Source organism: Rhodococcus sp. BP-261, from assembly GCF_019835205.1.
Lineage (GTDB): Bacteria > Actinomycetota > Actinomycetes > Mycobacteriales > Mycobacteriaceae > Rhodococcoides > Rhodococcoides kyotonensis_B.
Genome location: NZ_JABUCO010000007.1, coordinates 36,106 through 57,615, shown reverse-complemented (window position 1 = coordinate 57,615; position 21,510 = coordinate 36,106). Strand labels below are relative to the sequence as shown.

The following is a 21,510-nucleotide window of genomic DNA, read 5'->3' as shown; positions in this document are numbered from 1 at the left end:
CATGGCCACCACGAAGGCCGCAGTCATCGGTTCCGGAAACATCGGAACCGATCTGGTCATCAAATTGAAGCGGATCGCGAAGAACGTCGAGATCGCCGTCCTCGTCGGAATCGACCCGGCATCCGACGGCCTCGCCCGCGCCGCCCGGATGGGCATCGACACCGTCGCCACCGGCGTACAGGGTCTGATCGAACACCCGGACTTCGACGACATCGAGATCGTCTTCGACTCCACGTCGGCTGCCGCCCACAAGGCGAACGAGGAGGCGTTGCGTCCGTACGGCAAACGCCTGATCGACCTGACGCCCGCCGCGATCGGCCCGTTCGTCGTCCCCGCGGTCAACCTGGACGAACACCTCGACGCGCCGGTGGTCAACATGGTGACGTGCGGCGGACAGGCGACCATCCCCGTCGTGGCAGCGATCTCGTCCGTCACCCCGGTCCACTACGCGGAGATCGTCGCGTCGATCGCGTCGAAATCCGCAGGTCCCGGTACGCGGGCCAACATCGACGAGTTCACCGAGACGACGGCCGCCGCGATCGAACAGGTGGGCGGTGCGGCACACGGCAAGGCCATCATCGTGTTGAACCCGGCAGATCCGCCTCTCATCATGCGAGACACCGTCCTGGCACTGGTGTCCGATCCGGACCAGGATGCGATCCGCCGGTCGATCCTCGACATGATCGACACCGTGTCGGCCTACGTACCGGGATATCGCCTCAAGCAGGACGTGCAGTTCACTCGTGTGGACGACGGCGACTCGATGACCACGCTGACCGGTGGCGTCGACAAGGGCCCAGGGCTGTGGAAGGTCTCGGTCTTTCTCGAGGTCGAGGGGGCTGCACACTACCTCCCGGCATACGCGGGAAATCTCGACATCATGACGTCGGCGGCACTGCAGGTCGCGGAGACGATCGCGGGCGACAGGGCAAAGGTGGCAGCACGATGAGCATCTCGACCGACAACCGTTCGACCGTGCCCGACGGCGCGGCGTTGTACATCCAGGACGTGACGCTGCGCGACGGTATGCACGCGTTGCGGCATCGCATCAGCCCCGAGAACGTGGGGCGAATCGCGGGCGCGCTGGACCGTGCAGGCGTCGACGCCATCGAGGTGACGCACGGGGACGGCCTTGCAGGCCACAGCCTCACGTACGGCCCCGGCAGCAACACCGACTGGGAATGGATCGAAGCTGCTGCGGCACAGGTTCATCGGGCCCGGCTCACGACGCTGTTGCTTCCCGGTGTCGGGACGGTCAAGGAGCTGAAGCGGGCGTTCGAGATGGGAGTGACGTCGGTCCGCGTCGCGACCCATTGCACCGAGGCGGACGTGTCCGCGCAGCATATTTCGACGGCACGAGAACTCGGCATGGACGTCTCCGGGTTCCTGATGATGTCCCATCTCGCGGAGCCGGCTCTTCTCGCGGAGCAGGCGAAGAAGATGGAGTCCTACGGCGCCCAGTGCGTCTACGTCACCGACTCGGGTGGGCGTCTGACCATGGATGGGGTGCGCGACCGCGTGCGCGCCTATCGGGACGTGCTCGATCCCGAGACGCAGATCGGAATTCACGCTCACCAGAACCTGTCGTTGTCCGTGGCCAATTCCGTTGTGGCCGTGGAGGAAGGCGTGACGCGTGTCGACGCGTCGCTGGCCGGGCACGGCGCAGGCGCCGGTAACTGCCCGCTCGAGCCGTTCGTGGCCGTCGCAGATCTGTACGGGTGGAAGCACAGCTGCGACCTGTTCGGGTTGCAGGATGCGGCCGACGACATCGTGCGTCCTCTTCAGGATCGACCGGTGCAGGTCGATCGCGAGACGCTCACCCTGGGCTATGCGGGCGTCTACTCGAGCTTCCTCCGGCACGCCGAATCCGCTGCCGCGCAGTACGGATTGGACACGCGCTCGATTCTGCTCGCTGTCGGTGAGCGGGGACTCGTGGGAGGTCAGGAGGATCTGATCGCCGACATCGCCTTGGATCTGTCGTCGGAGCGACGCGTCCGATCCTGACCGCCGATGCCCTCGCGCCTACTCTGCGCCGCTGACGATCTGGATCAGATTGCCGCAGGTGTCGTCGAACGTCGCGAGGGTCATCGAGCCCATCTCGGTGGGCTGCTGCGTGAACACGACGCCGAGCTTCGTGAGCCGCTCGTACTCGGCGTTCACGTCGTCGACCATGAACGACGTCGCCGGAATGCCGTCTTCCATCAACGCGGTCTTGAACGGCTTCACGGCCGGGTGCACGTCGGGCTCGAGGGACACTTCCGGCCCGTCCGGATTCTCGGCGCTGACGATGGTGAGCCATTTGTGCTCACCGAGCGGGATCTCGTGCTTGACGACGAAACCCAGTGTCGTGGTGTAGAACTCGAGTGCCTTGTCCTGGTCGGGGACGAACAGGGACGAGATGTAGATCTTCACGTGAACTCCTGAGCGATGGGCCAGCGTTGCTGGATCCGGGCGAGTGGGCGTGTGTCGACATAGAGGAACTTGTAGCGGCCCTGACGCTCGGCGCGGACCAGCTGCGCCGAGGCCAGGACGTCGAGATGCTGCGAAACTGCTTGCCGCGACGACGAATTGCCGTGATTCATGATCAATCTCGTGCACAGTTCGAACAATGTCTGACCGTCGCGCTCCACCAGCTCGTCGAGGATGATTCGGCGAGTCGGGTCTGCGAGCGCCTTGAACAGTTCGGAGTCGTCCGGCTGTTCGGTCACGCCCTCACCATAGGCAAGCGATGACTTGCCTGTCAACGCATCAGAGCTGGTTGACGCGAATCAGGTTGCCCGCGGGATCGCGGAAGGCGCAGTCGCGCACGCCGTAGTCCTGATCGATCGGTTCCTGCAGTACGTCCGCCCCCGCCGCCTGCAGACGCTCGAAAAGACCGTCCAGGTCGTCGGTGGCCAGCGTCACGGCGCCGTACGAACCCTTGGCGATGAGGTCGAGAATGGTGCGACGCTCGTCGTCGGTGATTCCGGGGTCGACGGCAGGCGGGTGAAGCACGATCGAGGTGCCCGGCTGTCCGACGGGCCCGACGGTGATCCACCGCATGTCTTCGTAGCCGACGTCCTTGCGGACCTCGAAACCCAGTGTGTCGCGGTAGAAGCCCAGTGCCGCGTCGGCATCGGTGTGCGGGAGGAACGCGTAGTGAATGGTGATGTTCATGTCCATCACGCTAAAGGGGCTACTGCTGCCGCGCTTCTCGATTCCTGACCGGTCTCGTCACCTGTTTGGCCAGGCACGGCGGAATGCCCTCGCCGTGCTGTGAGTGGTCGCGTCGATAGACGCTCGGCGGCACGCCGACCAGCTCCGTGAACCGGGTACTGAACGTGCCGAGCGACGACGAGCCGACGGCGAAGCAGATCTCGGTGACACTCATGTCCCCGCGCCTCAGCAGCGTCATCGCCCGCTCGATCCGTCGCGTCATCAGGTACGAGTACGGGGATTCGCCGTAGACGCGGCGGAATTCGCGACTCAGATGACCGGCGGACATGTGCGCACCGCGCGCGAGTGCGTCGACGTCGAGAGGTTTCGCGTACTCGCGGTCGATCCGGTCGCGAACGCGTCGCATGGCGGTGATGTCGCGCAAGCGCTGTTCTTCCGCACGTTCCGGTGTCACCCCCGCATCGTTCCACGCCCGGAGCGCAGATCGGCCCCCAACCCGAGTACGGATTGGGGGCCGAGGGGTGCGACCGTCAGGGTGTCGGCGTCGCCGTCGTGGTCGGTGCGACCGATGTGGTGACCGGTGCTTCCGTCGTCGACGGGGCGGCCGGGGTCTCCGTGACAACGGCCGGAGCGCTCTCGACGGGGAGACCAGGAGCCGGGGCACCCTCGACCGGGGCGGCGGGAGCGACCTCGGCGGGAGCAGCAGGAACTGCTGCGAGAGGGGCAGGCGCGGCCGGTGCGACAGGCTGAACCGAGGCGCCGGACGCGACCGGTGCAGCGGATGTCGTCGTCGGAGCCGGGGTTGCCGACTGCGCGACCAGGAGAGCCTTCTGCTGAACCTCGGCCGACTTGATCGGCTTGCCCGCCTCGGCATCCTTGGCGAGCTGGGTCAGCCACGCCGCGGCGTACTGTGCCGACGTCAGCGGGCGCCCGTTCGACGCGTCCGCGTCACGCCAGTAGTCGAAGTGCGCTCCCGAGCCCGGGCCGAGCGTCTGACCGTACGGGTCGTTCATCAGAACGGGGACGGTGTCGGTGTTCGATCCGATGAGGCCGACGATCTCCTTGACGATCTTCGACGGCAGGTAGGCCAGGTTGACGGCCTTGTCTGCGGGCAACGGCTCCTCGGTCGGGTCCGTTCCTTCCTCGGTGTCCGTCTTCGCGGATACCTTGGTGGTCGGGTCCGGAGGTGTGTACCCGGGCTCGGAGACCTTGATCAGAACCTGGAGGAAGGTCTCGTCACCGGCGAGCCAGTTGTCCTGCGACGCGATGTCCATGAAGGCCAGCCCGGCGATGCGTCCGATGACCATGGCCATGTCGGCGCCGGTGGCAGGGGTGACCGTGTTGTCGCGCTGGATGGCGTCGACGTCGAGTTGGCGGCCGACGTTGGCGGCCAGGTGCAGCAGCGACGTGTTCTGCGGCATCGCGCAGGTCAGGTCCTTCTGCGAGCAGAACGACGCGACCTTGCCGTCGAGCGCTCCGAAGCTGCCTGCCGTGCCGGGCAGCGCGCCCGCGCCTGCGGGGCCCGATGCGTTGTTCTGGTACTTGGTGTCGAAGTTGTCCGGGTTGGTGCCGGTCTTCGAGCCGGGGAACGGATTGTCGCCGTCCTCGCGCCCCGCGTCGGCCAGAATCACGACGCCGACGACCTGCGACGGGTCCACGATGCCGTACTTGCCGTTGTCGTCGGCGACCTGGTTGCCGATCTCCATCGCGGTACGACGGGTGACGTCGGCGCCCTCGCTGTAGCCGACGATCGCGAAGCGCGTCTTCGGGCAGGAGGCGACGATGGCCTTCATGACGGTCTGGGCGTTCTGGACACCGGTGTCGACGGCGGTCTCGTAGGTGGCGAGGTTAGCCGGGTAATCGATGTACACGGCTGCGTACGAACCCTGCTTCACGGCGTCGTTCGGAGCGCCGACCATCTGGTCGATCCAATCGCTCTCGAAATCGCCTGCGAGCGCGGCCGGGAGGGCGGTGCCGTCGGGCGTCGTCAGAAATTTCGTCGCGCTGTTGCTCGGAGTGTCGCCGCGTCCACCGATCGCGATGCTGACCATGTCGTAGCAGGTCGCGGTCGACGCGAGTTCTACCTCGGCATCGGACGACGACAGCGTGTCGGTGGTGAGAACCGCTGCACCGACGGCCAGGGCTCCCAGGGACACGAAGGCGACGGCGCTGGTGATCAGCCGTCGGGTCTTGCGAGGCGAGCGAATACCCATGTTCCATCCCAATCAGTTCGTCGCGCTGCATCCGAGGGGCGTGCGGCGCGGGCGGGCTACACGGAATTCGTCTCTCCTGTCATTCGCGTTACAGGGCGTCGGGAACTTCGTGGACCCATACCCTAGGGGGGTATGGTAGAACGGAGTGATGAACATGACGGTGAAGCTCGCGGGGTACGTAGTCGGAATTACATTGGTGTTCTTCGCAACTTACGCACTCGGTACCGCCGTCGGACCGGTCGGAGAAGCTCCGGCTCAGCACGAACATGCGCAGGTAGTCGATGGCCAGTGAAAGAATGGCGGGAGGAATGACCCAGGTCGAGTTGGTTCTGGGCGGCATGACGTGTGCGTCGTGCGCCAATCGGATCGAACGCAAACTCAACAAACTCGACGGCGTCACCGCGACGGTCAACTACGCCACCGAGAAGGCGCGCGTCACGAGTGACGGCGTCCCCGCCGAGGACCTGATCAAGGCCGTCGAGGCCGCGGGGTACACCGCGACGCTCCCGGCCGCGGAACCCGAGGAGGCTCCGGAAACGGATCCGCTGAAACAGCGATTGCTGGTCTCGGCGGTTCTGTCGGTCCCGGTGATCGCCATGGCGATGGTGCCTGCGCTGCAGTTCACGAACTGGCAGTGGTTGTCGCTGACGTTGGCTGCACCCGTCGTCGTGTGGGGTGCGTGGCCGTTCCACAAGGCTGCGTGGACCAATCTGCGGCACGGCACGTCGACGATGGACACGCTCGTCTCGATGGGCACGCTCGCCGCGCTCGGCTGGTCGGTGTACGCGCTGTTCTTCGGAACCGCGGGCACGCCGGGCATGAAGCACCCGTTCGAGCTGACGATCGCGCGAATGGACGGGTCGTCGAACATCTACTTCGAGGCCGCGGCAGGCGTCACGACGTTCATCCTGGCGGGTCGCTACTTCGAGTCGCGGTCCAAGCGTCGGGCCGGGGCGGCGCTGCGGGCGTTGCTCGATCTCGGTGCCAAGGACGTGACGGTGCTGCGCGACGGCGTCGAACATCAGGTTCCCGTGGCCGATCTCGCCGTCGGAGACCTGTTCCTCGTGCGACCAGGAGAGAAGATCGCGACGGACGGCGTCGTCGATTCCGGTGCGTCCGCGGTCGACGCGTCGATGCTCACCGGTGAATCCGTGCCCGTCGAGGTAGCCGTGGGCGACACCGTGGTCGGTGCGACGGTCAACGTCGGCGGCAAGCTCGTCGTCCGGGCGACGCGGATCGGAACGGACACCCAGCTCGCGCAGATGGCCAAGCTCGTCGAGGACGCACAGACCGGAAAAGCGCAGGCGCAGAAGCTCGCCGACCGGATTTCCGGTGTCTTCGTGCCGATCGTCATCGCCATCTCGGTGGGAACGCTCGGGTTCTGGCTCGGCACAGGCGGTTCCGTCGCCGCTGCCTTCACGGCCGCGGTGGCGGTGCTCATCATCGCGTGCCCGTGCGCACTGGGGTTGGCGACGCCGACAGCCTTGATGGTCGGCACCGGACGGGCCGCGCAGCTCGGCATTCTGATCAAGGGCCCCGAGATGCTCGAGTCGACGCGTCGCATCGACACCGTCGTGCTCGACAAGACCGGAACCGTCACCACCGGCGTCATGACGCTGCTCGCCGTCCATGCCGCGCCCGGCGAGGATGCCGACGAGGTTCTGCGCGTTGCCGGTTCGATCGAGGCGGGCTCCGAGCATCCGATCGCGCGTGCGATAGCCGGTGCGGCCGAGAACAAGTGGCCCGTCGACGAGTTCTCGAACGTGGCGGGCGCGGGGGTCACCGGAATCGTCGACGGCCGAGCCGTCGTGCTGGGACGTGCTGCGCTGCTGACGGAGTGGGCTCAGCCGCTCCCACCGGAGCTCGAGATGGCGATGGCCGACGCCGAACACGACGGCCGTACCGCGGTCGCGATCGGGTGGGACGGCACGGCACGCGGCGTTCTCGTCGTCGCCGACGCGATCAAACCCACGTCGACACAGGCCGTCGCCGAACTACGTGAACTCGGCCTGACGCCCGTCATGCTGACCGGCGACAACGAAGCGGCGGCGAAGAAGATCGCCGCCGAGGTCGGAATCGACCACGTCATCGCGGGCGTCATGCCGGAAGGAAAGGTCGACGCGGTTGCTCGGCTTCAGTCCGAGGGCAAGGTCGTCGCGATGGTGGGCGACGGCGTCAACGACGCGGCCGCCTTGGCCACGGCCGATCTCGGCTTGTCGATGGGGACGGGCACCGACGTCGCGATCGAAGCGAGCGACTTGACGCTCGTGCGTGGGGATCTACGGGCCGTCGGCGACGCCATTCGGTTGTCGCGGCGCACGTTGACGACCATCAAGGGCAACCTGTTCTGGGCGTTCGCGTACAACGTCGCAGCGATTCCGCTCGCGGCAGCGGGCCTGCTGAATCCGATGCTCGCGGGGGCGGCGATGGCCTTCTCTTCGGTGTTCGTGGTCAGTAACAGTCTGCGTTTGCGGAGATTTTCTGCCTCGTAGTACAAGATGGAGGAATGGCCGACGCAGTAGATGTCCCTATCCGTGACGAGTCGATCCGGCTCGGGCAATTCCTGAAGCTCGCGAATCTCATCGAGTCCGGGTCCGAGGCGAAGGAAATCATCGCCGACGGCCTGGTCAGCGTCAACGGGGAAGTCGATGTGCGACGCGGCAGGCAGCTTCATCAAGGAGACGTCGTCTCCATCGACGGTGGGCCTTCCGCCCGCGTCGTGAACGGTGGCGGCTGGTGAGCGTCGGCGAGCGCGGTCTACCCAGAGAGCAAGTTCCAGGCGCGTTCGACGTCGGCGCGCGGGCGTACGACAGGCTCGTCGGCGCCAACCCCGGCTATCACGAGCACCTCGCCAAGTCCGCCGAGCGACTACGGCTGCCCGGGCTGGGCGACGGGCTTACCTTGCTCGACATAGGCTGTGGCACAGGCGCATCCACGGCTGCGCTGTTGAAAGCTGCGCCGCACGCCACGATCATCGCGGCCGATGCGTCGTCGGAGATGCTCGAAGTCGCGCGGAGCAAGCAGTGGCCACCCAACGTCACGTTCGTGCACTCGCGGGTGGAGGACCTGCACGAGAACGGGGTCGACGGGCCGTTCGACGGTATCCTCGCCGCGTACCTGATCCGGAACGTCGACGACCCGGACACGGAACTGAAGTCGTTGTGGTCCTTGCTGAAACCGGGTGCATCGATCGCGTTCCACGAGTACTCGGTGCGCGATTCCCGTCGTGCGCAGGCGTTGTGGTCGCTGGTGTGCTGGGCGGTGATCATTCCGCTGGGGTATCTCGCGACTAGGGATGCCACGCTGTACAAGCATCTGTGGCGCAGTGTCGTGACGTTCGACGGCGCAACCGAATTCACGCGGCGCATGCAGCGCGCCGGGTTCACCGGCCTCGGCACCGAGACGATGACCGGATGGCAGAACGGCATCGTACACACGTTCCTCGGGGCACGGCCGTCGGAGATCGTATGAACGACCGCAGACGCGTCGTACACGAAGGGCCGGACGGATATCCGTCTGCTGCGTCGTTGGCGTCGGTGCCGCGCGTCGCGGTGATCGGCGGCGGTATCGCCGGGTTGTCGGCGGCAACAGCGCTGGCGGAACGCGGCGTCTCCGTCACGGTGTTCGAGAAGGAGTCGTACCTGGGTGGCCGGGTCGGCGGTTGGTCGACTGTTCTGGACGACGGGTCGCCTGCGACGATGAGCCGCGGGTTCCACGCGTTCTTCCGCCAGTACTACAACCTCCGGAACCTGTTGCGGCGAACCGATCCTGACCTGTCCCGGTTGCACGAGGTGGAGGATTACCCGCTGATCGACGGCTCCGGCCGCGTGGACGGATTCAAGGGATTGCCGTCGACACCGGGGTTGAATGCGTTCGCGTTCGTCGGTCGGAGTCCGACTTTCCGGTTGCGAGACCTGTTCTCGCTCAACGCTGTTGCGGCGCTTCCGTTGATGACGGTCAGTGTCCCCGGAATCTACGAGCAGCTCGACGAGGTGCCCGCCGCGGAGTTCCTGCGGCGCATCAACTTTCCCGAGCCGGCCCGTCACCTTGCGTTCGGGGTGTTCTCGCGCAGCTTCTTCGCCGACCCGGAAGAGATGTCGGCGGCAGAACTGGCGATGATGTTCCACCTGTACTTCCTCGGCTCGTCCGAGGGGTTGGTGTTCGACGTGCCGGTCGGGCCATACCCACAGTCGCTGTGGGAACCGTTGGGCGAGTATCTGACCGGCCTCGGCGTCGACATCCGATTGGGTGCGGCGGTGAAGGAGATCTCGCGGGGCTTCGACGTCGACGGTGAGAAGTTCGACGCGGTGGTGTTGGCGACGGATATCGGTGGCCTGCAGAAGTTGACCGGTTCTCTGGGGACTGCCGCGTGGCGCTCGCAGGTGGCAGGGCTGCAGAACACGCCGCCGTTCCTGGTGCACCGCGTGTGGCTGGACAAGCCCGTGAACGCGGACCGACCCGCGTTCATCGGCACCGGCGGAATGCCGCCGATCGACAACATCAGTGTGCTCGAGAGGTTCGAGGACGAGGCTGCCGAATGGGCTGGGCGCACGGGCGGTTCGGTCGTCGAGTTGCACGCCTATGCCGCAACGGAATCCGAGGACGTCACGCGTGAGCAGCTGATGGCGCGGATGCATGAGATCTATCCGGAAACGGCCTTGGCGACGGTGGTGGACTCGCGCACGGAATGGCGAGATGATTGCCCGCTCTTCGGTCTGGGAGCTTTTGCTGGCAGACCCACCGTGCGCACGCCGGAGCCGGGACTCGTGTTGGCGGGCGACGGGATTCGCATCGACCTGCCCGTCGCGCTGATGGAACGTGCAGCGACGACGGGTCTTTCGGCGGCGAACACACTGTTGTCCGGCTGGGGTATCGCGGGGCACGACATCCTGACCGTCCCGGTGCGGGGGCGCTACCGGGTGTTCGACGCCTTGGCGTCCTTGCGTCAGCTCTGAGGGTTCGGCTGGGTCAGCACCCCTTCGACCTGAGGTGGTACCGACGCTCGGCGTAGTCGAGGTCGTCCTTCCACAACCGGGCGGCGGTGAAGTTCATCGCCGGACGCAACACGGGCGAGACGCGTCGGGCAATCTTGAAGCCCTTGCGGTCCGAGCTCGCGATGGTGGCCTCGATGACCGCCGTGCGCGGCTTACCGTCCGGGCCGGGGCCGAGTGGCGTCGCATGGGTTTCGACGACGCTTCCCACGCCCTCGCCTTCGAGGATGCGCATGATGATCGTGCGTGGACCCGGGCAGACGAACTCCGCCCGCACCGGGACGCCGATGCCCCGGCTGACGCGAAAGGTGACGTCGACGAGGAATCGGTCGTCCTCCTCGGGGACGTCGATGTCGCGGGGCGCGTCGACGACCTTCAGTCGCGCGAACGAGTACGGGTGGAACCAGGCGCCGTGCCACGGATCGAGACGGTTGGCGATGACGTCGTCGGTTTCGCAGATACCCGTCAGGGTGATGACGGCGTCGATGCTCGTCGACGCGGCGGGGCGGATCGGGACAATGGGGACGTCCGTCGGCTCCTCGCCGCCCAGGTCGTCGAGGCGGACCCACACGAGAACGCCGTCGTCGAACGCGGGAAACGGTCGCCAGCCGGGGCGACCCTTGGGGCCGAGCGGCATGCCGTGCCACAGGCAGATGAGGGTGTCGCACTCGATCTTGGCCTTGTCGAGCGGCGCGCCGAGGTGCGGGCACGATCCGGGTGCGATGTGGATGCCGCCCGTGTCGTCCCGCCAGGCAACGAGTTCGATGCCGGCGATGTCGCGGCCGAACGGTTCCTTCGTGCCGATGTCGCGGCTCGCGGCGAAGACGAACCAGTTGCCCGTCGGCCTGGTCTTCGCGCGCTTGAGCGCAGACTCGATGACCTGCGGGTTCGCGCCCTTCCAGGTGGGCTCCTGCTTCGCCCACGACTCGGTCGGAAGCGGTTGCAGGGGGATCTTCTTCGGCCAGCGGCTGCGTAGCGCTTCGAGCGACACCATGATCAACAGGGTAGGCGGGTTCCGCGCAGGTTGCAGCGACTGCGCGGGTTGCAACGTGCGCGTGTGCTGGAAGGTGCGCGGTGGGGGTGGGCGTGCGGGGTTCGCTGCGTTATAGTTGACAGCACACTGTCAAATACGGAGGTAGCGATGTCGACGATCGTTCTGTACGCAACCGACACCATGGCGGACTGGGAGTACAGCTACCTGGTTGCCGGGGTTGCCATGGCTCGGGAACAGGGTGACGACCGGTACGAGCTGCGGGTGTTGTCCGAAGACGGGCAGGAAGTCACGACGCTCGGCGGACTGCATGTCCGGCCCGACGGCGACCTCTCCGACCTCGACACCGAATCCGTTGCGGCGCTTGTTCTTCCGGGCGGGAACACGTGGAACGAGGGGCACGAGAAGGTTCTCGGACTCGCGTCGGCGCTGGTCGAGAAGGGCACGCCCGTCGGCGGAATCTGCGGCGCGACGCTCGGGCTGGCGCGAACCGGCCTGCTGAATGCGAAGAAGCACACCAGCAACGCGCTCGAATTCCTCACCAGCGCCACCGAATACAGCGGCAGCCTCTACTACGAAGACGCACGGGTGGTCGTCGACGGCACACTCGTCACGGCACCGGGAACTGCACCACTCGAGTTCTCGAAGGCGATCTTCGAACTGCTGCAGCTGTTCCCCCAGTCGATCGTCGACGCCTGGTACGGCCTCTACAGCACGGGAGAGAAGAAGTACTACGACGTACTCGCCGGCGGCGGCGCGTGAGCGACCGCTCTGCCGCCGGGGATGCGCTGACGAGCCTGGTGTTGCCGGCGTTCGAGCTCAACGGCGAATTCCTGGCCGCGGCGAAAGACATCGCCGAGCCGGCCGGTCTGACGCCCGCATGGTGGCAGGTACTGGGCGCCACGCTCGACGAGCCGTTGGCCGTCGCCGAGATCGCCCGACGCGTCGGCCTCGGTCTCGCTCGCCAATCCGTGCAGCGGACGGCGGACATCCTCGTCGACAAGGGCTGGGCGGAGTACGTCGACAATCCGAAACACCGACGCGCCAAGCTGTTACGGCCCACGCAGAACGGGCGGGATACCCTCGGGAGGCTGAGAGAAGACCAGCACGCCTGGGCCGACGCCGTCGGCAAGGAGGTCGGTCTCGACGAGCTGAAACGAACCCGCGAGTCGATCGCGAGGATCGTCGCCGCGTCCCGTCGCTATCGCTCCACTCCCAGCGTCGAGTAGTACTCCTTCTGCGACGGGTAGTAGTCGTCGAAACTCGGCAGCGGGGTGCCGTCGCGCGAGGCGAGCATCATGTCGAGGTAGTACTCCCACCCAGGCCCGATTTCGCCGACGCCCTCGGTGCTCGACAGGTGGTGGATCAGCGTCAGTGTGGTCGCGCCGGTGAGCCGGACGTCGAGCTGCCAGCCACCTGTCGTCGAGACGGCCAGGCGAGAAGGGCTTTCGCACACGTCGATGTTCATGTCCATCCAGGGTGCGCCGTCCTCGAACAGCATCTGGACGCGAATGCTGTTCTCGGACAAACGTTCCCATGGTCCGTACCATCCCGCGGTGCGGTCGGAGTCGGTGAGCGTCGCCCACACGTCCTCGCGCGGCGCGGAGATGGTTCGGGTCAACTCGAGGTCGACGCCGGTATCGGTGCGGCGCAGAATTCCGGTGGGTGCCATGCGGGCATTATGCAGTGCCCCTCGTGCGTGCGAATGTATAGCCCGCTATACATTCGCGCGCACGGGCGAAGCCGCCAACCGCCCACGCAGCACGAGCAGCAGCACGACGGCCATTGCCATGAACCCGCCGACGACCCAGAGGCCAGTCTTGGAGCTGCCGGTGGCGTCGAGCAGCCATCCCGTCATGTACGGCGCGACGAGCCCTGCCGAGGCGCCGATGGTGTTGACCAGGGCGATTCCGGCGGCGGCGCCGGCACCGGTGAGGAACGTCGTCGGCAGGTACCAGAAGACCGGCAGCGCCGAGAAGATTCCGACGGCGGTGAGCGTGATGACCACCATCGTCATGAGGGGCGAGCTCATGTACATCGCGACCGGGACGCTCACGGTGGCCAACGCGGTCGGCACGATGACGTGCCACATGCGTTCCTTCAGCCGGTCCGAGCGTCGCGACCACAGGATCATCGCGACGGACGAGATCAGGAACGGAACCGCGACGATCAGGCCGTTCTGCGCGATCGAGAACGTCGTGTCGAACTGCTTCGCGAAGCCGGCGACGATCGTCGGCAGGAAGAAGCTGATGGCGAACAAGCCGTAGCCGATGCCGAAGTAGGTGACGCCGAGCAGCCAGACGTTCGGGTTGCGCAGCGAGCTACGGGCCGAGACGTGGCCGGTGTCGGCGGTTTCCGAGTGCTCGGTTTCCATGCGTCGGTCGAGCCACGTGCGCTCCTCGGTGCTGAGCCACTTCGCCTGACGCGGGCGGTCGGTGAGGTAGAACCACGCGGCGATGCCGAGAAGAACGGTCGGGATGCCCTCGACGAGGAACATGACGCGCCAGCCTTCGAGGCCGAACAGTCCGTGCCAGTACTGGATGATCGCCGACGAGATCGGTGCGCCCAGTGCGCTCGACAGCGGCAGGGCCACCATGAACACGCCGACCAATCGCACGCGGACCGCGCGGGGGAACCAGAACGTCAGGTACAGCATGATGCCGGGGAAGAAGCCGGCCTCGGCGATTCCGAGTGCGACGCGAGCGATGTTCAGCCACGTGGCGTTGGGAACGAACGCCATGAGAGCGGCAATCAGCCCCCAGGACACGAGGATTCGAGCGATCCAGCGTCGTGCGCCGAACTTGTGCAGCGCGAGGTTGCTGGGGACCTCGAGAAGAATGTAGCCGACGAAGAACAAGCCACTCGCCAGGCCGTACGCGGTCTCGGTCAGGCCGAGGTCCTCGCTCATCGTCAGCTTCGCGAACGCGATGTTCGTGCGGTCGATGTAGTTCAGGAAGTACGCGAGGCCGAGGAACGGAATCAGCCGCAGGGCGACTTTGCGCATCACCCGGCTTGCCATCTGATCGTCCGACGCCGGTTCGGCGGGGGAGTGTGTTCGTGACGTCATCGCGCTCCAGTCTCGAGGTCTGAACCCGTCGATTTCGTGGCGGGCTCACATACCTTGCATCCATAGTGACCTGAGTCACGACAGTCGGTTGACGAAGGCTCGGCCACGGGTTTCCTCTTTTTGTCGAAAAGGCGATGAGTACGCTCAGCGCATGTCCAGGGACAGTGTGCAGGCCATCGTGGATCGGTTCGGTGACGAGCTCGGTCGGTCCGTCGTGGTCAACGATCCGTACGTCAGAATGTTGTTCGCCAGCAGGCATTTCGGCGACGAGGACCCGGTGCGCATCAGGGCCATGCTCAACCGCGACGCGGGCAGCGAAGCCATCGGTCACTTGCTTGCCAGTGGCATCAACCAGTGGACGAAGCCGGGACGGATCGCCGGTTCCGACGCTATCGGGTTGCACTCGCGCGCGGGCGTGCCCATTCGCTGGCGTGGAGAGGTGCTCGGGCAGATCCTCGTCATCGACGCCGACGGCGGCATCACCGACGGCGAGCTCACACGGATCGGCGAGGTCGCCGCGGAGATCGCACCCCTCATGGTCGTCGATCGTGCGCCGCAGGACTCGGCCCAGTCGGAGGCGCTCGTCGCCGCCGCGCTCGGACTCGACGACGGTCGGCGCGAATCGGCACTGGCGGAACTCGTCGTGCAGCCGGGCGCGGTACGCGTCGTCACCCTGATGCTGCACCACGGCACCGACACGGATCTGACGTCGATCGCGTTGCGGCATGCGCTCGTGGCCGCCCGGTCACGCAGTCGAGGTGACGCCTTGCTCGCGGTCGACGGGTCGTCCGGCCATCTCGTCTATCTCGCGACGGCGATGCGTGACCTCGACACGATCGTCGCCGAAGCCCGCGCGATGGCACGGGACGCCGCCGACGTGGCCGGTCGGGGAGCGTCGATCACCGCAGGCGTCGGAGCCGAAGCCGCAGGATTCGCCGACGCGTGGCTGTCGGCACGTCAGGCGGGCCTCGCGGCGTCGATCGCGCGACGCGTCGGCCAGGACCCCGTCGTCGCCTGGGAGAACGCGGGGGTGTTGGGCGTGCTGGCCCGGGTGCCGACGGCGCAGTGGGACAGGACCGCCGTCCCCGACGAGCTACGTCGCCTCGCCGAGGCCGACCGATCCGGCAGACTGCTCGAGACGCTGCGTGCCTTCCTCGATCATGCAGGCTCCGGACCTGCCGCGGCCGAGGCGCTGTTCATCCATCGGACGACGCTGTACTACCGGCTCGACCGAATTCGCGACGCGATCGGCGTCGACCTCGACGACGGAACCGTCCGGCTGAACCTGCATCTGGGCTTACGCGTCGCCGATCTCATGCGGGCCGAGGGGATCGAACCGTTCTGACACGTCAGCTCGCCGTGAGCTCCTTCGAGCGCAGTTCCTGCGGAACACCCTGTGGATACAGGACGACCTTGCAGGCGTCGCCGGTCAGCAGCTCGATCGCGCTTTCCACGTCCTCGAGCTCCATCCGGTGCGACACCAGACGCGACAGGTCGACGCGCCCCGACGCCACCAGCGCCGAAAGCTCGGTCCACGAATCCCAGATCCGACGGCCGAAGCTGCCCTTCAGTGTGAGACCTCGGCTGATGAGGTGACGCGTCGCGCTGAGTTCGACGGGTCGAGCCGTCAGGCCGACACTGACGACAGTCCCCTCACGCCGCGCCGCGTCCAGTCCTGCTTCCAGTGCGGGAAGCGCGCCCGAGCATTCGAGCACCAGGTCGACGCCTTCCGCCGGGCCGGTCAGGTCGCGAATGCGGTCGATCAGTCCGTCCCCGGCAGGGACCACGGTTCCCCCGAGCTCGGCCGCCATCGCGGCACGATGCGGATTCGGTTCGACGACCAGGACGTTCGCCCCGCGTGCCAGCGCAATCTGCAGTGCAGCCAAACCGATGGGTCCCGCACCACTGACCAGGACGTGCGCACCACTCAGGTCGAGACCGCTGCGCTGGACCGCGTGCATCGCACTGCCCGCCGGCTCGAGTAACGCGGCGGCTTCGAGGGACAGCTCGTCGGGAAGTCGAAAGCAGGTCGACGCAGGAACGACGAGACGCTCCGCGAACGCGCCGTCGATCGTCAGTCCGAGCAGATCCATCCGCAGGCAGTTGTGTGCGTTGCCGCGTCGACACTGATAGCAGTCCAGGCAGGCGACGTGCGTTTCGACGGCGACGCGGTCACCCACGTGCAGAGCGGACACATCCCGTCCGATCTCGACGACGACGCCCGCGCACTCGTGCCCGGTGACGACCGGTAGACGCAGACCGAGGTCGCGCACGGCAGGCCCGTACTCGTACGTCTCGCGGTCGGTTCCGCAGACGGACACCGCGCCGACGTCGATGCGCACCTGGTCCGGGCCGAGAGGCCGATCGGGCAGGTCGTTCACCAGGTCGAATCCCGGCTTGGGCTCGGTCTTGAGCACTGCGCGCACGTTGTGAGGCCTCTCGTTCCGCGGTGTGGGTCCGCCCAGTGTGTGCGTGACGCCGATCACCGGCATCGGGCCGGGAGTGAGGAAACAGGACGGGCTTTCCTCTTTCTGTCGCATCCGGACGTCGTTCGACAAAAAGAGGAAATGACGGTTCGGGTCCTCGTCGGAGGGCGGTTCTCCCGCGTGCCCTCGCGGACCACCATGACTGACTGTGGGGAAGTGACCTGCCTCACGCACGACGAGGAGAGGAAGCCACGTGACCGCACCGCACATCATCGGCTGGGCGCACACCAAGTTCGGCAAGAGCGAGAGTCCCGACGTCGAAGCCCTGATCGCCGAGGTCTCGTTGGCGGCGATCGCCGACGCGGGCGTCGACGCGAAGGACGTCGACCTCGTCACCGTCGGCGTGTTCAACAACGGCTTCTCCCAGCAGGGTTTCGAAGGCGCCCTGGTCGGCGCCGGACAACCCGACCTCGCGCTGGTTCCCTCGATCCACGTCGAAAATGCATGTTCGACGGGTAGTGCCGCGCTGTTCACCGCCCTCGACAACCTGCAGGCAGGTCGAAGCCGCATCGCCCTCGTCGTCGGCGCCGAGAAGATGACCGCCACGCGGAACGACAAGATCAACGACATCCTGCTCGCCGGCTGCCACCGCGCGTCGGAGTCGCACATGGGCAGTTTCGCCGGAGTGTTCGCCGACCTGGCCGATCAGTACGCGGCACGGTACGACGATCCCCACGACGCGATGGCACGCATCGCCGCGAAGAACCACCGCAACGGCGTCGACAACCCGTATGCGCACCTGCGCCGCGACCTCGGGTTCGACTTCTGCAGAACACCGTCGGAGAAGAACCCGACCGTCGTCGGCCGACTGCTGCGCACCGACTGCTCTCTCGTGTCCGACGGCGCGGCGGCGATGGTCGTCGCATTGCCCGACGTTGCCGCCACCGCCCGACGCTCCGTCCGCATCGCCGGCCGTGCACAGGCGAACGACCATCTGGCGATCGCCCGTCGCGCCGATGCGTTGGCGTTCGACGGTGCCGCCCGGGCGTTCCGTGGCGCGTTGACCGACGCGGGTACGACCCTCGACGATCTCGATCTTCTCGAGACGCACGACTGCTTCACCATCGCCGAGTTGCTGCAGTACGAAGCATTCGGGCTCGCGGCGCCGGGCAAGGGAGCCGAGGTACTCGCCGAGGGACGCACCGAGCGTGACGGCATCCTGCCGGTGAACCGTTCCGGGGGACTGAAGGCGAAGGGCCACCCCCTCGGTGCGACGGGTGTGTCCCAACACGTCATGGCCGCACTGCAGTTGACGGGCGAGGCAGGGGACATGCAATTGCCGACGGCCGATCGCGCTGCGGTCTTCAACATGGGCGGCGCGGCAGTCGCCAACTACGCAACTGTTCTGGAGGCAACACGATGACGACGACGCGCAGAGCGGTCAACCTGGCCGAGATTCTGAGCCAGACCGCGCGCAGGGTCGCGGGCGGTACTGCCGTCGTACACGGTGAAACACGTTGGAGCTGGCGGGAACTGAACTCGCAGGTGGACTCGCTCGCCGCCGAACTGGAACGCCGTGGTGTGTCCAAGGGCGACGTCGTGCTGATCGACAGCCCCAACCACCCCGAGTTCATTACCGCGATGTTCGCGACCTGGCGCGTCGGAGCTGTTCTCGCACCGGTCAATTCGCGGCTGCACGACGACGACGTCGTCGTGATCGCCGGAGTGTGCCGTCCCGTCGTCGTGATCGGGCACTCGTCGACGCGGTCGCACGTCGACGCGATTCGCGCGGCGCACGAGCTCTCGGGCGGAGTGCTGTGGATCGAGAGCAGCAGCGACGACGCGATATCGGCTGTGCCGTCGGGCATTCCGGCTGCGGTGTCGACGTGGGAGGGCGACCCGGCGTGGTACTTCTTCACGTCCGGCACGAGCGGAACCCCCAAGGCGGCGATTCTCACCCACGACCAACTCGGGTTCGTCATCAACAACCACCTCGCCGATCTCATGCCGACGACCGATTCCGACCACGCGTCCCTCGTCGTCGCTCCACTGTCGCACGGGGCGGGCATGCACATGCTGCCGCAGGTCGCGCGTGGTGCGACGACGGTTCTGCCGTCCTCGGTCAGTCTTGATCCGGCGGAGGTGTGGTCCCTCGTCGAACGTGAACGGGTGACCAACATGTTCACCGTCCCGACGATCCTGAAGGTTCTGGTCGACCATCGGGCCGTCGAGGAGCACGACCATTCGTCGCTGCAGTACGTCATCTACGCGGGCGCGCCGATGTACACGGCCGATCAGGAGCGTGCGCGTCGGATCCTCGGCGAGGTGCTGGTCCAGTACTACGGGCTCGCCGAGGTCACGGGCAACATCACGGTGCTGCCGAGTCGAGAGCACGGTCGGCCTGTGCCCGAGGGACTTTCGGCCGGCACGTGCGGATTCCCCCGCACGGGAATGCTCGTGAGCGTCCAGGACGAGTCGGGTGCCGAAGTGCCCTCCGGGGAGATCGGTGAGCTCTGCGTCGCCGGACCCGCCGTGTTCGCCGGGTACCTGAACAATCCGAAGGCCAACGCGGATGCGTTCCGCGACGGATGGTTTCGCACCGGTGACCTCGGCGTCGTGGATGCCGACGGCTATGTCTACGTGACGGGGCGGTCGTCGGACATGTACATCTCGGGCGGTTCCAACATCCACCCGCGCGACATCGAGGAGAAGATCCTCACCCATGGCGCGATCGACGAGGTCGCGGTTCTCGGCGTCCCCGACCCGAAGTGGGGTGAGGTCGGCGTCGCGATCTGCGTTCTCGCCGAGGGCAAGTCGGTCACCGCGGAGGAGCTGACGACATGGCTCGGAGCGAAGATGGCGCGATACAAACTGCCGCGGCACGTGCTGTTCTGGGATGCGCTGCCCAAGTCGGGGTACGGCAAGATCGTCAAGCGCACCATTCGCGACGAACTGGCGGCTCGCGAATGGGGGCCGTACGCACCGGTTCTGGAGGGGGCGTCGTGACCTCGACGTTCCTCGCTCCGCTGGTGCATCCCGGCCCTCGGGCTCCCCAGCGCCTCGAATCCGTGTCGTGCGCGACGGCCGTCGAACGAATCTCGCTCGAGCCCGGCCGTCGGTTGGTCGACGCGATCGACGACGAATTAGCGCGTCTGGGTGCGGATTCCGCGCAGGTCGAGCTGCTCGGCGGCCCGTTGGCGCGCGTCTCGTACTGCATTCCGGATCTGTGCCACGACGGATCGCGTGCGGCGTGGTACAGCGAGACGCACGAGGCCGTGACGCCTGCGACGATCATCGGCGGTAGCGCATCCGTCGGACGTCGTGACGGTGAGCGGTTCATGCATTGCCACGCAGCGTGGTTCGACGCATACGGGCAGCTGCGCGGCGGACACCTGTGGCCCGACACCGTCGTCGGGGCCACGCCGGTGGAGATCGTGCTGCACGTATTCGACTCGGTCGCACTGACCAGCGGCGAGGATTCCGAGACGCTGATGCCGGTCTTCACGCCGTCGGCGTCGCGTATCGGCTCGGTGGCAGGCACGCGACGGGCCGTCATGACCCGGGTGCGTCCGGGCGTCGAGATCCACGATGCGGTGCGTGAGGTGATGGGGAACGCGGACATGCGTCGGGCATCGGTTCGTGGAAGCCTCGGAAGCCTGGTCGGCGCAACACTTCTGCGCGACGGCGATCCGGTGTCCGTCGACGGCCCGGCCACCGAAGTGGCCATCGCGGGCCACATGGGACCGGACGACACTCATCTGTCGGTGCTGGTGATGGATCGGCACGGCGCCGTCCACGTCGGAGAACTCGCCGAGCGCGGGAACCTCGTCGCGGTGACGTTCGAGCTTCTGGTCGAGGAGATCGGGTCGTGACGGGCCGTCTGGCGGGCAAGGTTGCACTGGTCTTCGGCGCCGGGTCGAGCGGATCGGGCGTCGGAAACGGCCGTGCCGCTGCGGTGTCGTTCGCTCGCGAGGGTGCGACCGTGGTCGCCGTCGATCGCAGCGCCGAGGAGGCCGAGCTGACGGCGAAGATGATTCGCGACGAAGGCTGCACCGCAGCAGCGTTCGGTGCGGATGTGACGCAGGAGGCCGAGGTGGCGGAGTGTATCGCTGCGGCCGCCGACGAATTCGGTGCACCGACGGTGTTGCACAACAACGTCGGTGTCACCACCGTCGGGGACATCACCGACATGGACCGGGCGACGTGGGATGCAGCGCTCGCGGTCAACCTGACCGGGGTCTTCCTGACGTGCAAGCACACGATTCCGCTGATGCTGTCCGCGGGCGGTGGCTCGATCGTCAACGTGTCGTCGACCGCGAGTATCCGGTACACCGGCTTCACGTACCCGAGCTATTCGGCGACGAAGGCGGCGGTCAACCAGCTGACGGTCTCGCTCGCACTCGAGTACGCAGCGCGCGGAATACGCGTCAACGCAGTGCTTCCCGGCCTGATCGACACCCCGCTCGTCGCAGGTCAGCTCGGTGGGGCGGATCCGGCGACGATCGAAGCCCGTCACGCCGCGAGCCCGACGGGTCGCATGGGTTCGCCGTGGGACGTGGCTGCTGCGGCGGTCTTCCTGGCGTCGGACGAGGCCGCATACGTCAACGGGGTCTGCCTTCCCGTCGACGGGGGATTGGCGGTGCGAGCGCTGTGACTACGATAGCTG

General features: G+C 66.7%; 22 protein-coding genes. 13 read left to right on the top strand and 9 right to left on the bottom strand.

Annotated elements, in window-relative coordinates; genetic code table 11:
• Window position 1 precedes the first annotated feature (1 nt).
• Both HQ354_RS10680 and dmpG read left to right on the top strand, forming a co-directional pair.
• A complete protein-coding gene (locus HQ354_RS10680; RefSeq protein WP_068429795.1) occupies window positions 2-949 on the top strand; it encodes an acetaldehyde dehydrogenase (acetylating) in 948 nt (315 codons plus the stop codon).
• Window positions 946-2,004 carry a 4-hydroxy-2-oxovalerate aldolase gene (gene dmpG / locus HQ354_RS10675; protein ID WP_068429798.1) on the top strand — a complete coding sequence of 353 codons (1,059 nt, stop codon included), beginning with the start codon at window positions 946-948 and terminating at the stop codon, window positions 2,002-2,004. Before HQ354_RS10680 ends, dmpG begins: the two co-directional genes overlap by 4 nt.
• A gap of 18 nt (window positions 2,005-2,022) precedes the next feature.
• Here dmpG and HQ354_RS10670 read toward each other — a convergent pair whose 3' ends face one another.
• The 5 genes from HQ354_RS10670 to HQ354_RS10650 all read right to left on the bottom strand — a co-directional run bounded on the left by HQ354_RS10670 (window position 2,023) and on the right by HQ354_RS10650 (window position 5,369).
• Window positions 2,023-2,412, bottom strand: a complete 390-nt coding sequence (locus tag HQ354_RS10670) for a VOC family protein (protein WP_222634463.1) — start codon at window positions 2,410-2,412, stop codon at window positions 2,023-2,025.
• The gene (locus tag HQ354_RS10665) at window positions 2,409-2,708 is read right to left on the bottom strand and encodes a helix-turn-helix transcriptional regulator (RefSeq protein WP_068429801.1); all 300 of its coding nucleotides are present in this window, start codon (window positions 2,706-2,708) and stop codon (window positions 2,409-2,411) included. The genes HQ354_RS10670 and HQ354_RS10665 overlap by 4 nt, the downstream gene beginning before the upstream one ends.
• Window positions 2,709-2,748: 40 nt before the next feature.
• A complete protein-coding gene (locus tag HQ354_RS10660) occupies window positions 2,749-3,156 on the bottom strand; it encodes a VOC family protein (protein WP_068430092.1) in 408 nt (135 codons plus the stop codon).
• 19 nt (window positions 3,157-3,175) lie between these two features.
• Window positions 3,176-3,562 carry a helix-turn-helix transcriptional regulator gene (locus HQ354_RS10655; RefSeq protein ID WP_068430095.1) on the bottom strand — a complete coding sequence of 129 codons (387 nt, stop codon included), beginning with the start codon at window positions 3,560-3,562 and terminating at the stop codon, window positions 3,176-3,178.
• Window positions 3,563-3,686: 124 nt separating this feature from the next.
• Window positions 3,687-5,369, bottom strand: coding sequence for a cutinase family protein (locus HQ354_RS10650; protein ID WP_222634462.1), 1,683 nt, complete (start codon window positions 5,367-5,369; stop codon window positions 3,687-3,689).
• Window positions 5,370-5,677: 308 nt separating this feature from the next.
• Here HQ354_RS10650 and HQ354_RS10645 point away from each other — a divergent pair, with 308 nt between their 5' ends.
• Genes HQ354_RS10645 through HQ354_RS10630 form a run of 4 tightly spaced genes read left to right on the top strand, consistent with a single transcriptional unit; the run spans window position 5,678 to window position 10,324 of the window.
• Window positions 5,678-7,861, top strand: coding sequence for a cation-translocating P-type ATPase (locus HQ354_RS10645; RefSeq protein WP_222634461.1), 2,184 nt, complete (start codon window positions 5,678-5,680; stop codon window positions 7,859-7,861).
• A 14-nt stretch (window positions 7,862-7,875) separates the two neighbouring features.
• A complete protein-coding gene (locus tag HQ354_RS10640) occupies window positions 7,876-8,109 on the top strand; it encodes an RNA-binding S4 domain-containing protein (RefSeq protein WP_068429806.1) in 234 nt (77 codons plus the stop codon).
• Entirely contained in the window at window positions 8,106-8,840 is a 735-nt protein-coding gene (locus HQ354_RS10635; RefSeq protein ID WP_222634460.1) for a class I SAM-dependent methyltransferase, read from the top strand. The genes HQ354_RS10640 and HQ354_RS10635 overlap by 4 nt, the downstream gene beginning before the upstream one ends.
• The gene (locus HQ354_RS10630) at window positions 8,837-10,324 is read left to right on the top strand and encodes an FAD-dependent oxidoreductase (RefSeq protein WP_222634459.1); all 1,488 of its coding nucleotides are present in this window, start codon (window positions 8,837-8,839) and stop codon (window positions 10,322-10,324) included. Before HQ354_RS10635 ends, HQ354_RS10630 begins: the two co-directional genes overlap by 4 nt.
• A gap of 13 nt (window positions 10,325-10,337) precedes the next feature.
• Here the strand turns inward: HQ354_RS10630 and HQ354_RS10625 are convergent, their stop codons facing one another.
• Complete coding sequence (locus tag HQ354_RS10625; RefSeq protein WP_222634458.1) at window positions 10,338-11,354, bottom strand: DUF5914 domain-containing protein; 1,017 nt, start codon at window positions 11,352-11,354, stop codon at window positions 10,338-10,340.
• Window positions 11,355-11,501: 147 nt separating this feature from the next.
• On the opposite strand from HQ354_RS10625, the gene HQ354_RS10620 reads away from it, so the two are divergent.
• Both HQ354_RS10620 and HQ354_RS10615 read left to right on the top strand, forming a co-directional pair.
• Window positions 11,502-12,113: a DJ-1/PfpI family protein gene (locus HQ354_RS10620; protein ID WP_068429816.1), complete on the top strand. Its 612-nt coding sequence runs from the start codon at window positions 11,502-11,504 to the stop codon at window positions 12,111-12,113.
• Window positions 12,110-12,580 (top strand): MarR family winged helix-turn-helix transcriptional regulator, encoded by a 471-nt coding sequence (locus HQ354_RS10615; RefSeq protein ID WP_068429818.1) that lies wholly within the window; start codon window positions 12,110-12,112, stop codon window positions 12,578-12,580. Before HQ354_RS10620 ends, HQ354_RS10615 begins: the two co-directional genes overlap by 4 nt.
• On the opposite strand, the gene HQ354_RS10610 is transcribed toward HQ354_RS10615, so the two are convergent.
• Together HQ354_RS10610 and HQ354_RS10605 are read right to left on the bottom strand one after the other, a co-directional pair.
• On the bottom strand, window positions 12,553-13,023 hold the full coding sequence (locus HQ354_RS10610; protein WP_068429821.1) for an ATPase: 471 nt from the start codon (window positions 13,021-13,023) through the stop codon (window positions 12,553-12,555). The two genes, HQ354_RS10615 and HQ354_RS10610, sit on opposite strands and share 28 nt — an antisense overlap.
• Window positions 13,024-13,068: 45 nt before the next feature.
• Window positions 13,069-14,418 (bottom strand): MFS transporter, encoded by a 1,350-nt coding sequence (locus HQ354_RS10605; RefSeq protein ID WP_068429828.1) that lies wholly within the window; start codon window positions 14,416-14,418, stop codon window positions 13,069-13,071.
• 151 nt (window positions 14,419-14,569) lie between these two features.
• Between HQ354_RS10605 and HQ354_RS10600 the strand changes: the two genes are divergently transcribed.
• Window positions 14,570-15,763 carry a CdaR family transcriptional regulator gene (locus tag HQ354_RS10600; protein WP_068429831.1) on the top strand — a complete coding sequence of 398 codons (1,194 nt, stop codon included), beginning with the start codon at window positions 14,570-14,572 and terminating at the stop codon, window positions 15,761-15,763.
• Window positions 15,764-15,767: 4 nt separating this feature from the next.
• Here HQ354_RS10600 and HQ354_RS10595 read toward each other — a convergent pair whose 3' ends face one another.
• The gene (locus tag HQ354_RS10595) at window positions 15,768-16,958 is read right to left on the bottom strand and encodes a zinc-binding dehydrogenase (protein WP_240931413.1); all 1,191 of its coding nucleotides are present in this window, start codon (window positions 16,956-16,958) and stop codon (window positions 15,768-15,770) included.
• A gap of 139 nt (window positions 16,959-17,097) precedes the next feature.
• On the opposite strand from HQ354_RS10595, the gene HQ354_RS10590 reads away from it, so the two are divergent.
• The 4 genes from HQ354_RS10590 to HQ354_RS10575 are packed head-to-tail and all read left to right on the top strand — an operon-like array spanning window position 17,098 to window position 21,498.
• Complete coding sequence (locus HQ354_RS10590) at window positions 17,098-18,267, top strand: thiolase domain-containing protein (protein ID WP_068429833.1); 1,170 nt, start codon at window positions 17,098-17,100, stop codon at window positions 18,265-18,267.
• The gene (locus HQ354_RS10585) at window positions 18,264-19,850 is read left to right on the top strand and encodes an AMP-binding protein (protein ID WP_084423911.1); all 1,587 of its coding nucleotides are present in this window, start codon (window positions 18,264-18,266) and stop codon (window positions 19,848-19,850) included. Before HQ354_RS10590 ends, HQ354_RS10585 begins: the two co-directional genes overlap by 4 nt.
• Entirely contained in the window at window positions 19,847-20,716 is an 870-nt protein-coding gene (locus HQ354_RS10580; protein ID WP_254303600.1) for a PCC domain-containing protein, read from the top strand. Before HQ354_RS10585 ends, HQ354_RS10580 begins: the two co-directional genes overlap by 4 nt.
• Complete coding sequence (locus HQ354_RS10575; RefSeq protein ID WP_068429842.1) at window positions 20,713-21,498, top strand: SDR family NAD(P)-dependent oxidoreductase; 786 nt, start codon at window positions 20,713-20,715, stop codon at window positions 21,496-21,498. The genes HQ354_RS10580 and HQ354_RS10575 overlap by 4 nt, the downstream gene beginning before the upstream one ends.
• The last annotated feature ends 12 nt before the right edge of the window (window positions 21,499-21,510 follow it).